The sequence below is a fragment of the Streptomyces sp. NPDC005492 genome (genome assembly GCF_040605995.1).
Lineage (GTDB): Bacteria > Actinomycetota > Actinomycetes > Streptomycetales > Streptomycetaceae > Streptomyces.
The window spans coordinates 1-11,395 of the sequence record NZ_JBEXDX010000063.1 but is presented as its reverse complement, the minus strand read 5'-3'; the positions used below and the strand labels follow the sequence as shown (position 1 = coordinate 11,395).

Genomic DNA, 11,395 nt, shown 5'->3' with positions numbered 1-11,395 from the left:
CTCGTACTGGACGTACTTGGGTCTGCGCCCGGTGCGGCGAGTGGGGGCACCTCCCACGCCCTTAAGGCAGTGGGGGAGCGTGCATGGCGTCGCCGGGCAGACGGGAATGTGACGACAGGGCCTACGCGGCGCCGCCCCTGGTGTCGCGTTCGTCGTCGACGATCTCCGCGTCGACGACGCCTTCCTCCTCCGGGGGCGAGGTGTGCTCCTCGGTGTGCTCCGTCTGCTCGGTCGGTTGCTGCTGGGCGGACTGGGCGTACATGGCCTGGCCCATCCGCTGGCTGACGGTGGCGAGTTTCTCGACGGCGGTGCGCAACTCGGCGGTGTCCGCCTCGTGTTCCAGGAGGGACTTCACCTCCGTGGCCGCCGCCTCCACCTCGGGCCTGATGTCGGCCGGGACGCGTTCCTCGTTCTCGCGGATGAACTTCTCGGTCTGGTAGACGAGTTGTTCGGCCTGGTTGCGGGTTTCGGCGGCCTCCCGGCGCCTGCGGTCCTCGTCCGCGTACTGTTCGGCCTCCCGCATCATGCGGTCGATGTCGTCCTTGGCGAGGGCCGAGCCGCCGGTGACGGTCATCTTCTGTTCGCGGGAGGTCGCCAGGTCCTTCGCGGAGACATGCATGATTCCGTTGGCGTCGATGTCGAAGGCGACCTCGATCTGCGGGACTCCGCGCGGGGCGGGCGGCAGACCGGTGAGGTCGAAGACGCCCAGCTTCTTGTTGTACGCGGCGATCTCGCGCTCGCCCTGGTAGACCTGGATGCCGACCGAGGGCTGGTTGTCGGTGGCGGTGGTGAAGATCTCCGAACGCCGGGTCGGAATGGTCGTGTTGCGCTCGATGAGCTTCGTCATGATGCCGCCCTTGGTCTCGATGCCCAGGGACAGCGGGGTGACGTCGAGGAGCAGGACGTCCTTCACGTCGCCGCGGATGACACCGGCCTGCAGGGCGGCGCCGACCGCCACCACCTCGTCGGGGTTGACTCCCTTGTGCGGGTCCTTGCCGGTGAGTTCCTTGACGAGGTCGGTGACGGCGGGCATCCGGGTCGAGCCGCCGACGAGGATGACGTGGTCGACGGCGGAAAGCTTGATGCCCGCGTCCTTGACCGCCTGGTGGAAGGGCGTCTTGCAGCGGTCGAGGAGATCGGCGGTGAGTTCCTGGAACTGGGCGCGGGTCAGCTTCTCGTCGAGGTGCAGCGGGCCGTCGGCGGAGGCGGTGATGTAGGGCAGGTTGATCGTCGTCTCGGAGGACGAGGACAGTTCGATCTTCGCCTTCTCGGCGCCCTCGCGCAGGCGTTGCAGCGCCATCTTGTCCCTGCCGAGGTCGATGCCGTACTGCCCCTGGAACTTCTTGACCAGGTACTCCATGACCCGCTGGTCCCAGTCGTCGCCGCCCAGGTGCGTGTCGCCGTTGGTGGCCTTCACCTCGATGACGCCGTCGCCGATCTCCAGGAGGGAGACGTCGAAGGTGCCGCCGCCGAGATCGAAGACGAGCACGGTCTGCTCCTCGCCGCGGTCGAGGCCGTAGGCGAGGGCGGCGGCGGTCGGTTCGTTGATGATCCGCAGCACCTTGAGGCCCGCGATCTCGCCGGCCTCCTTGGTGGCCTGGCGCTGGGAGTCGTCGAAGTAGGCGGGGACGGTGATCACGGCGTCCGTGACGTCCTCGCCGAGATAGGCCTCCGCGTCCCGCTTCAGTTTCTGCAGCACCCGCGCCGACAGCTCCTGGGCGCGGTACCGCGTCCCGTCGATGGCGCCCTCGTCCGGGAAACGCCACGCGGTGTTGCCCATGTGCCGTTTCACCGAGCGCGCGGTGCGCTCGATGTTCGTCACGGCCTGCCGTTTGGCGACCTCGCCGACCAGCACCTCGCCGTTCTTGGCGAAGGCCACCACCGAGGGCGTGGTCCTCGCCCCCTCGGCGTTGGCGACGACCGTCGCCTCCCCGCCCTCCAGCACCGCGACCACCGAGTTCGTGGTCCCCAGATCGATCCCGACCGCACGTCCCATCGCCGTCCCCTTCCGCCAGGAGCTGCCCGATCTCCAGCACAAAACTTGAGTACCGGAATGTCAATGCCGCACCCGTTTTCCGGGCGCGGCATCGAGGCGGGAGGGAGAGCGGGGGTCAGGCGGATTCCACCGTCAGCGTGATCGTCGTACCCGTGAGCGCCTGGCTGACCGGGCAGTTCTTCTTGGCGTCCTCGGCGGCGGCCTTGAAGCCGTCCGCGTCCAGGCCGGGGACCTCGCCGCGGACGGTGAGGTGGATGCCGGTGATGCCCTCGCCGGGCTGGAAGGTCACGTCGGCCTTGGTCTCCAGGCGGGTGGGCGGGGTGCCCGCGCCGGCCAGGGCGTGCGACAGCGCCATCGAGAAGCAGCTGGAGTGGGCGGCGGCGATCAGCTCCTCGGGGCTGGTCTTGCCGTTGGCGTCCTGCGCCCGCGACGCCCAGGTCACCGGCTGCTCGCCGATGCCGGAGGAGTCGAAGGTGACGACGCCGCTGCCCTCCAGCAGGTTGCCTTCCCAATTGGTGTGCGCGGTGCGCGTGGTAGCCACGATGAGTCCTTTCGATGCGGATGTCCTGCTGTCCTTCGGGGGCCATCCGATCACATTCCGGTTCAGCGCACGCGGAAGACCGGTCCACGTGGGGTGAACGGCAGGCGAGCGTTCTGCGGGATCAGATAGGCGTGCTCGCGGCGCACCCGCAGTACGTCGCACCAGCCGTCGGTGATCACGAGGACGGGGGCGCCGGGCGGGAAGTCGTCGGCGCGGTGCAACAGGTCGATGCCGGGCTGCAGGACGGTGCCGCCGCGGCCGTGGACGCGGACCCGGCCGGCGATGTCGGTGACCGGGAGGTAGCCCGCGTCGTGCGGGGCCGTGTCGCAGAACACGACCCGGGCCGCCGGTACGTCACGGGCCTCGGCGTACGAGGCGATGGCACCCAGTGCCTTGCCGAGGAGGGTGTGGCCCATGGAGGCGGAGGTGTCGAGGACGACGCCGAAGGTGCAGCGGGCGACCTCCTCGGGCGGGAAATAGTGGCCGGCGCGGGGGATGTCGGGGGTGGAGGACTGGCGGCGCGAGGGGCGGGCGTAGGACCGTACGGGCTCGGGGCGCGGGACGAACTCGTCGAACCAGCGGGCGAGTTGGGCGTCCCAGGGCAGGGGTGGGTGGCTGAGGGCGCGGATCTCCTCGACCAACCCGCCCGGCAGGAAGCCCCGTTCGTGCTGCTGGTGCAGGTCCAGGCCGCGGGCGAGACCGCGGCGGTAGAACTCGTCGAGGTCCACGTAGTCGCGTGCGCTGCCGAGCGGGCCGCCGAGGATGTCGCCGGCGCCCTTGCCGCGGAGGGTGGCCAGTCGGCGCATGCGGCGCAGGTCGCCGGCGATGCGGTCGTAGACCTCCTCGGCGGACAGGCCCTTCAACTCCGGGTCGTGCAGGAGGCCTTCGGGCATCGTGCCGATGTCCATCTCGACCAGCCAGCCGTTGATGACGTAGTCGGCGGCGATGTTGAAGAGGAGCTGGTCGCGGGTGCCGCAGCGGTCGCCGTGCCGCAGGGCGGCGTGCAGCATCTCGTGGGCGAGGACGAACCGCCATTCCTCGTCGTCGAGTTGGCGCAGCGGGTTGATGTAGATCTCGGCCGCCTCGGTGTCGACGGCGGCGACGGAGATGCCGTGGGCGCGGGCGAGTTCGGCGTCGGCGACGAGGGTGATGCCGGCCGCGATGCCGCCGAGGAGGGGGTAGTTGGAGACGAACCAGCTCAGGGCGCGCTCCCAGGGGCGCAGCCGGGTCGGGCCGCCGTACATCGAGTCGCGGCGGCCGCCGGCGAGGTCCATCGCGACGGACATGGTGCGGGTGAGCGCGCTCGCGAAGGCGATCTGCCAGTCCACGGGTGTCCCGGGCCAGCCGTGCCACGGTACGAGGAGTTGGTCGGGGGCGCCGCCCGCCGTGCCGCAGTGCTCGTAGCCGGCCGGGATGCCGTCGCGGCGCCAGCGGGCGGCGAGCTGCTCCTCGTCGCCGGCGGGATAGGAGGCGGGGAGGTCCTCGGGGGTCCGGCCGATCGGGAAGGTGAGCAGGAAGCGGTTGACGACGACACAGCGGGCGGCGAGGTCGAAACGGTCGGGCTGTTCACGCTCGCCGTTCGCACCCGGTACATGTCCGAACCCGAGGTGGATGAGCCCGTGGGCGATCGCCCAGGCCCACTCGGCGGGTTCGGCGAGCCGGGTGGGGTGCGCGTGGAGGTGCCCGTTGGAGTCGACCCGGACCAGTCCACCGTCGGGCGCGACCCGGCACTCCTCCTCCCGGCACAGCTCGAACTCGATCGCCGCGAGCGCGGGGTTGGCCCACACGAGCCTGAGCCCCGCCGCGAACGCCTCGGCGGCGGGGTCGGGCTTCTTCTTCTCGGGGTCCTTCTTCCTGGTGCGGCTCATCGACGGGCTTCCACCAGCCGGGGCATGTCCCGGGCCGCCTCCACCAGGAACCAGGCCGGGAGGACCGGGTTGCCGTCGTCGTCGGAGGCGATGACGCTCTGGGCCACCTCCACGGAGATCTCGGCGAGTTGGACGAGGAGGGACTTGGCCCGGTAGGCGGTCTGGCGGCCGTTCGCCGACAAGTGGTCCTTACTGGCGGGGAGTTCCTTGATGAGGCGGCCTCGGAAGGACTCGGCGAGGTAGTAGAGGAGGTCGCGGTCCTCGGGGCGGTTCGGCCAGCGGGCCTCGCCCTTGAGGACGGCCTCGATGCCGAAGCGGCTGCGCACGATCTTGACGTAGCCGCAGAAGGCGACGGCGTGCGCGGGCGTCAGGGTGCCGTGCGCGATCACCTTCAGGGTGTCCTCGTCGAGGTCGGGGCCGAAGGAGCCCAGCGCGTCGGAGAGCATGTGCCAGGAGCGGGGTGTGGAGAAGGGCTCCTCGGTCTTCGGGGGCTTGGACCACAGGTGGTCGGGGCGGTCGGTGAGGTGGTCCAGGATCCACGGGTGGATGCCGTTGGCCGCGGCCCACACGAGCCAGTCCTTCGGGGAGGCTTCCAGGTGGACGTGGGTGAGCCGGTTGACCAGCGCGGAGGCGATCGGCCGGGCCAGCGCGTTGTCGGTGGCGCGGTTGCCGGCGCCGATCACGATGGAGCCCTTGGGGAGTTCGTAGCTGCCGATACGGCGGTCCAGGATCAGCGAGTAGAACGCCTTCTGCACATCCGGTGTGGCCGCGTTCAGTTCGTCCAGGAACAGGCAGTACGGTTCGTCGCGCGCGATGGCCTCCGGCGGGCAGAACACCGAGCGTCCGTCACGGATCTGGGGGACGCCGATCAGGTCCTCGGGCGCGAGCTGGGTGCCCAGCAGGCTGACGCACTCCAACCCCAGGGACTGGGCGAACTCCCTTACCAGGGACGACTTTCCGATGCCGGGAGCACCCCAGAGGAAGACGGGGCGGACCGTGGCGAGGCCCAGCAGCAGTTCGGGGATACGGGCGGGCGTGACGGTGACGGCAGCCTGCAAAGCAGCGGCTCCTGAGGAGGGGTGAGGCAGCGGGACTCGAACAGTGTGTGCTCGCGGCCCACCCGGCGCAGCCCATTTTCAGGCGGCCTGCTCCTCCGACGCCGTGGGCAGGGGCACCTGCGGGCCGTTCGACTCGCGCAGCCAGCGCCGCAGCACGCGGTGGACGTGCTCCGCGCCGACCAGGTCCTCGCCCTCGCCGACCGGGTTCGAGAGGGCGTACGGCGACAGCAGGAACGGCTTGCCCTGGCAGCCGCCGAGGCCGCCGTGGGAGCCGATCTGCTCCTCGAAGGCGAGGACTTCGCCCTCGGCGGGGTCGTACCAGGAGTTGACCATGATGTCGGCGGTGTGCGGGAAGGAGTGGGTGCGCCGGACGGCGTCCGCGACGCCGGGGCCGAAGTCCGCCAACGGGCCCTGCTTGTCGTCGAGTTCGGCCACCGGGACCTGGAACCCGTGGGCGCCGAGGACGAGTCCGTCGTGCTCCTCGCCGCGGACGAGGACGAAGCCGATGCCGGGGTGGTTGGCGAGGGTGGTGAGGAGGGCGGGGTGACGGGCGTCGATCTCCTCCTTGGTCATGCGGTGCGGCACGTCGGGGAAGGAGACCAGGCCGAGGTTGCCGGAGGCCAGCACGATCGGCTCCGAGTGGCGGTCGGAGTGGCCGCGGTGCTCGTCGCCCTCCTTGGCCGGTCTGCGCAGCGCCGCGCGGACGGCGGCGCGGGCCTCGGCGCCGCTGTGGGTGCGGCGGGCCCGGCGCGGCACGGGCAGCCCGCAGCCCGCCCGCACCAGGTCGCCGAGGGTGAGGCCGTAGCGGCCCTGGAAGGTTTCGCCGGGGCTCTGCCCGTGGTCGGAGAGGACGACGATGCGGTACGGCCGCGGGGCGTGCTCGGCGACGTTCCCGATCAGCGCGAGGGCGCGGTCCAGGCGTCCGAGGACCTTGGCGGCGTCGCGGCTGCGCGGGCCGGAGTGGTGGGCGACCTCGTCGTAGGCCACGAGGTCGGCGTAGACGGCGGTGCGGCCGGCGAGCATGTCGCCCATGACCGCGGCGACGACGACGTCCCGTTCGACGACGGTCGCGAAGGCGCGGACGAAGGGGTAGAGGCCGCCGCGTTTGACGCGGGGGCGCTGCTTGGTGAGGCGGGCGCGGGTGGACTGGCCGATCTCGCGGCCGACCTCGGCGACGAAGGACATCGCGGTGCGGACGGCGTTGGCGGGGTCGGAGAAGTAGGCGAAGTAGCCCGCGCGAGAACGGTTCTCGCGGCCCCGGCGGCGGGTGGCGATGGACAGCACGAGGGCCTGTTCGTCGGCGCCGCCGCTGAAGAGGTTGCCGCGGCTGGCGCCGTCCGCGGTGAGCAGTCCACCGTCGGCTGTATGCGATATGGCGCGGCGTTGCAGTTCGGCCGCGCTCGTCGGTCGATTGCATACCATCACCTCCCGGCTGTCCTTCTCGTACCAGCGGAAGGCGGGAACGTCGAAGTTCGAGCCGTGCAGGATGCCGAGCTGGCTGGCGCCGGTCTGGCTGGACCAGTCGGTGCGCCAGGGGGTGAGGCGGTGGGTGGGGCGGGGGCCGCCGAGGAGCTTGGCGACGGTCGGCATCAGGCCCCTGGCCACGGCGGCGAGCAGGACGTCGTGGCCGACGCCGTCGAGTTGCAGGAAGACGGTGCCGGGCGAGGACGGGCTGGGCGGGAGCGCTCGGCGGCGGCGGTCGGCGAGGCGGTAGAGGCGGCGGCGGTAGGCGTCGTCGTCGCGCACGGCGAGGGCGCCGCCGGTGGCGGAGGCGACGGCGGACATCACGGCGGCGACGACCACGGCGGTCTCGGGGGCGACCTGGCCGCGCAGGCCGCCGTCGGGGTTGATGCGCAGGGCTATCAGCAGCAGCGAGCCGTTGAGCACGAAGACGAGGAGGCCGAGGACGAGCGCGGGCACCAGCAGCAACAGCCGTACCAGCAGCGGCCAGACCAGGGCCGACAGCAGACCGAAGGCACCGGCGCCGAACGCGGCCGTGACGCCGATACGGGTGGCGCTGTCGCCGTCGGCCGACTGGAGCTTGAAGTCCGGCAGGATCCCGGCGAGCACCAGCATGGTGACCGTGGAGACGGCCCACACCGCGACGCTGCGCCCGATCTGACTGGCGAGCCGTCGCCAACGCCCTGAGCCCACGCCCCGTACACCTCACGTCCCGGGCCCGTCGACCTGGCGGGCCTCCACCCACCTTGTCACAACGGCCGTGGCCGCCCCCGTGTCAGCGGCCGTCGTAGCCGGCCGTCGGCATCGACAGTCGGCGGTGCACGCGGGCCTTCATCTGGGCGTCGTAGCAGGGTTCCGCGCGGCCCACCGTCTCGATCCGCACCCCGCGTCGCGCGCACTCGTCGGTGAACCCCTCGACGGAGGACAGCGCGCTCTCCAGCACCCGGCGGCTGGGGGCGACGAACAGGTCGAGGCCGGGGCGGACGCCGTCCCACAGGGCACTGTGGTCGGGGCGCAGGGCCCGTACGAGGAGTTCGCGGGCGATCACATAGCCGTGGTCGGCGGCCCAGCGGGCGCACATCGCGTGCTGGCTGCGGGAGTCGACCAGGAAGGGGTCCGCCTCCAGCTCCTCCAGCGGTGTCAGGCTGGCGATCGCCGTGACCCTGACCCGCGAGGGCATACCGGAGGCACCGCGTACCTGTCCCATGGCGTCCCCCTCACCTCCGGGTTTCGCCGCCGACCCTACTCCTGCCCGTAGGCTTCGGGGAGTCGCGCGAAGGAGGCAATGAAGGTGCCGGTGGAGATCACCTGGTGGGGTCACGCCACCTGCACGATCGAGGACTCGGACATGCGCGTCCTCACCGACCCCCTGTTCGCCCGCCGGCTCGCGCATCTGCGGCGCCGCCGGGGCGCGGTGCCGCCGCCCGAGGCCCGGCGCGCGGACCTGGCGCTCGTCTCCCATCTGCACGCCGACCATCTGCACCTACCCTCGCTCGGGGCGCTCGCCCCGGGCACGCGCCTGCTCGTGCCCCGGGGCGCACTCCGCGCGGTGTCCGGGCTGCGCCGGCTCCGGCATCTGGAGATCGGCGAGATGGCCGCCGGGGATCAGACCGTGGTCGGTGACCTGGTGGTACGGGCGGTGCCCGCGCGGCACGACGGGCGGCGGCTGCCGGTGGGACCGCACCGCTCCCCCGCGCTGGGCTACGTCGTGGAGGGCGAGGCGCGCACCTACTTCGCCGGGGACACCGGACTCTTCGACGACATGGCCAAGGAGGTCGGGCCGGTCGACGTGGCGCTGCTGCCGGTCGGCGGCTGGGGGCCGCATCTCGGCGAGGGGCATCTGGACGCGGGGCGCGCGGCGCAGGCGCTGGTCCGGCTCGCGCCGCGCAGTGCGGTGCCGGTGCACTACGGCACGTACTGGCCGATCGGGATGGACGCGGTGCGCCCGCACGAATTCCACACGCCGGGCGAGGAGTTCGTGCGGATCGCGGCGCGGCTCGCGCCCTCGGTGGCGGTGCACCGGCTCGGGCACGGCGAGAGCGTACGGCCGGAGGTCGCCCGGTGACCTGGCTCGCGGACACGCTGTCCGCGACCGCGACGACCTCGCCGGAGTCCACCCAACAGGCCATCGGCTACCCGACGTTGTTCCTGCTGGTGCTGTTCGGGGCGTTGGTGCCGGTGATTCCGACGGGCGCGCTGGTGAGTTCGGCGGCGGTGGTCGCCTTCCACCAGACGGCGCCGCTGGCGATGGTGCTGGTGTTCGTGACGGCTTCGCTGGCCGCGTTCCTCGGGGACATCGCGCTGTACTGGCTGGGGCGGCGAGGGATGGGTTCGAAGAACGGCTCGCGTTGGTTGGAGGCGATCCGCGCGCGGGCTCCGGAGGAGCGGCTGGCGCAGGCGCAGGAGAAGCTCGCGGACCACGGGGTGACGGTGCTGGTGCTGTCCCGGCTGGTGCCGGCGGGCCGGATCCCGGTGATGCTGGCCTGTCTGCTGGCCGAGTGGCCGATCCGCCGGTTCGCCCGCGGGAACGCGCCGGCCTGCCTGGCGTGGGCGGTGACATACCAGTTGATCGGCGTCCTCGGCGGCTCGCTGTTCCCCGAGCCGTGGGAGGGCGTGGTGGCGGCGGTCGCGCTGACCGTGGTGATCAGCGCGGCCCCGACCGTGTGGCGGCGCGTGCGCGGGACAACTCCCGTCTAGGGCCTGTTGCGAAAGTCCCGCCTGCCCCGCGGGCGGACGACGGGACTTTCGCAACAGGCCCTAGACGAGCACTCTTGACCCTCCCACCGGCAGGTCCCACAGGTCCTCGCGGGCCAACTCCGCCTTCTCCCAGGCGGCCTTGACGCGGGTGAGGGGTTCGAGGACGGGTTCGGCGGAGAGGACGAAGGTGCCCCAGTGCATCGGGGCCATCCGCCGTGCCCCGAGGTCCTGGGCGGCGCGGACCGCCTCCTCCGGGTCGCAGTGGACGTCGCTGAGCCACCAGCGCGGGTCGTAGGCGCCGATGGGGAGGAGGGCGAGGTCGATGCCCGGGTAGCGGGCGCCGATGCGGGAGAACCAGTGGCCGTAGCCCGTGTCGCCGGCGAAGTAGACGCGCTGTCCGTCGGGGGCCGTCAGCACCCAACCGCCCCACAGGGAGCGGCAGGTGTCGGTGAGGGTGCGCTTGGACCAGTGGTGGGCGGGGACGAAGTCGAAGCGTACGCCGTCGAGTTGGGCCGCCTCCCACCAGTCGAGTTCGGTGACGCGGGTGAATCTGCGGCGCCGGAACCAGCCGCCGAGACCGGCCGGCACGAACACCGGGGTGCGGCGCGGGAGTCGGCGCAGGGTGGGGGCGTCGAGGTGGTCGTAGTGGTTGTGGCTGATGACGACGGCGTCGATCGGCGGGAGTGACTCCCAGGCGACGCCGACGGGGGTGATCCGGGCCGGGGTGCCGAGGATGCGGCGGGACCAGACGGGGTCGGTGAGGACGGTCAGCCCGCCGATGCGCACCACCCAACTGGCGTGCCCCGCCCAGGTGACGGCGACGGTCAGGGTGTCGACGTGGGGCAACGGCCCGGGGGCGAACGGGAGTCGGGGGATGTCGGCGAGCCCCTCCGGGCGGGGCCGTACGGAGCCCTCGCGGGCGAAGCGGGCCATCGCCTTGAGGCCGGGCAGCGGGGCGGTGAGCCGGTCGTGGAAGGTCCGGGGCCACACGCGGCGCTCGCCGAGCGGGCGGGGCTCGGCGAGCGGCGGGAAGGAGGAGGGGGCGGGGGCGAACGGGGGCGTCGGGTCGGCGGTTTCCCGCGTGGTCGTACCGCTGGTGGTCGACTCGGACTGCTGCGTCATCGAGGAGGCTCCCATCGCTGAGCGTCGTCGCGGAGATCGTCGAAGATCGACCTCAAGGACATCAACGCGCGTTGCACGTGTGGCAGTTCCAACGGCACGGGTGACGTGAGGCATTCCGCGCGTTCCTCGTCCGTACGGCCCAGCAGCGGTCCGGTGGACAGCCTGACCCGCAGCGCGCCCAGGTCGTCGCCGAAGCGGTGGCCGCCCGGCGCGGGCATGCCGAGCCGGGCGGTGAGGAACTCCTCCAGGTCCTGCGCGTCGCCCACCCCCTGCGGGGTGAGGGCGTGGCGCAACGGCCCGAGATCGACGTACAGATGACGTCCCGCCTGGGGCGGCGGGGAGAGGGCGCCCGCCCCGGTGACGGCGGTGTGCGCGGCGGCGGCCACGCGCGCGTGCAGGGCTACGGCTTGCTCGCGGCGGGCGACGAGGGGCGGGGGTTCGCCGAGGGCGTGGGTGGCCGCGGCGGCGACGGGCGCGGCGACGCGGGCGCCGAGTGCGGTGAGGACGTCGAGCACGCGCGCGCGGAGGGCGTCCCCGGCGCGGTCGGCGGTGAAGCGGGCGACGGCGGCCGGCCAGCCGGACGGGAGCAGGGCGTCGACCTGCAGACGAACAAGCAGCGCAGCATCGTCGTCGCGCCGCAGCGCATGCCGAC

9 protein-coding genes and 1 pseudogene are annotated in these 11,395 nt (G+C 72.3%); 2 read left to right on the top strand and 8 right to left on the bottom strand.

What is annotated here, in order from left to right; translation table 11 throughout:
* Window positions 1-121: 121 nt before the first annotated feature.
* The 6 genes from dnaK to ABZT04_RS42090 form a co-directional block, all read right to left on the bottom strand.
* Window positions 122-1,996: a molecular chaperone DnaK gene (gene dnaK / locus ABZT04_RS42115; RefSeq protein ID WP_356064896.1), complete on the bottom strand. Its 1,875-nt coding sequence runs from the start codon at window positions 1,994-1,996 to the stop codon at window positions 122-124.
* A 115-nt stretch (window positions 1,997-2,111) separates the two neighbouring features.
* Window positions 2,112-2,537: an OsmC family protein gene (locus tag ABZT04_RS42110; protein WP_356064894.1), complete on the bottom strand. Its 426-nt coding sequence runs from the start codon at window positions 2,535-2,537 to the stop codon at window positions 2,112-2,114.
* 62 nt (window positions 2,538-2,599) lie between these two features.
* The gene (locus tag ABZT04_RS42105; RefSeq protein ID WP_356064892.1) at window positions 2,600-4,405 is read right to left on the bottom strand and encodes a hypothetical protein; all 1,806 of its coding nucleotides are present in this window, start codon (window positions 4,403-4,405) and stop codon (window positions 2,600-2,602) included.
* A complete protein-coding gene (locus ABZT04_RS42100; RefSeq protein ID WP_356064889.1) occupies window positions 4,402-5,463 on the bottom strand; it encodes a MoxR family ATPase in 1,062 nt (353 codons plus the stop codon). Before ABZT04_RS42100 ends, ABZT04_RS42105 begins: the two co-directional genes overlap by 4 nt.
* 78 nt (window positions 5,464-5,541) lie before the next feature.
* Complete coding sequence (locus ABZT04_RS42095; protein WP_356064887.1) at window positions 5,542-7,617, bottom strand: phage holin family protein; 2,076 nt, start codon at window positions 7,615-7,617, stop codon at window positions 5,542-5,544.
* An 82-nt stretch (window positions 7,618-7,699) separates the two neighbouring features.
* Window positions 7,700-8,131, bottom strand: a complete 432-nt coding sequence (locus tag ABZT04_RS42090; RefSeq protein WP_356064885.1) for a hypothetical protein — start codon at window positions 8,129-8,131, stop codon at window positions 7,700-7,702.
* An 84-nt stretch (window positions 8,132-8,215) separates the two neighbouring features.
* Between ABZT04_RS42090 and ABZT04_RS42085 the strand changes: the two genes are divergently transcribed.
* Both ABZT04_RS42085 and ABZT04_RS42080 read left to right on the top strand, forming a co-directional pair.
* A complete protein-coding gene (locus tag ABZT04_RS42085; protein WP_356064952.1) occupies window positions 8,216-8,989 on the top strand; it encodes an MBL fold metallo-hydrolase in 774 nt (257 codons plus the stop codon).
* Window positions 8,986-9,621: a VTT domain-containing protein gene (locus ABZT04_RS42080; protein WP_356064883.1), complete on the top strand. Its 636-nt coding sequence runs from the start codon at window positions 8,986-8,988 to the stop codon at window positions 9,619-9,621. Before ABZT04_RS42085 ends, ABZT04_RS42080 begins: the two co-directional genes overlap by 4 nt.
* Window positions 9,622-9,681: 60 nt before the next feature.
* Here the strand turns inward: ABZT04_RS42080 and ABZT04_RS42075 are convergent, their stop codons facing one another.
* Both ABZT04_RS42075 and ABZT04_RS42070 read right to left on the bottom strand, forming a co-directional pair.
* Window positions 9,682-10,743, bottom strand: coding sequence for an MBL fold metallo-hydrolase (locus ABZT04_RS42075; RefSeq protein ID WP_356064881.1), 1,062 nt, complete (start codon window positions 10,741-10,743; stop codon window positions 9,682-9,684).
* Window positions 10,740-11,395: pseudogene (locus tag ABZT04_RS42070) on the bottom strand (pyridoxal phosphate-dependent aminotransferase); the annotation flags it as partial. The gene ABZT04_RS42075 and the pseudogene ABZT04_RS42070, both read right to left, overlap by 4 nt.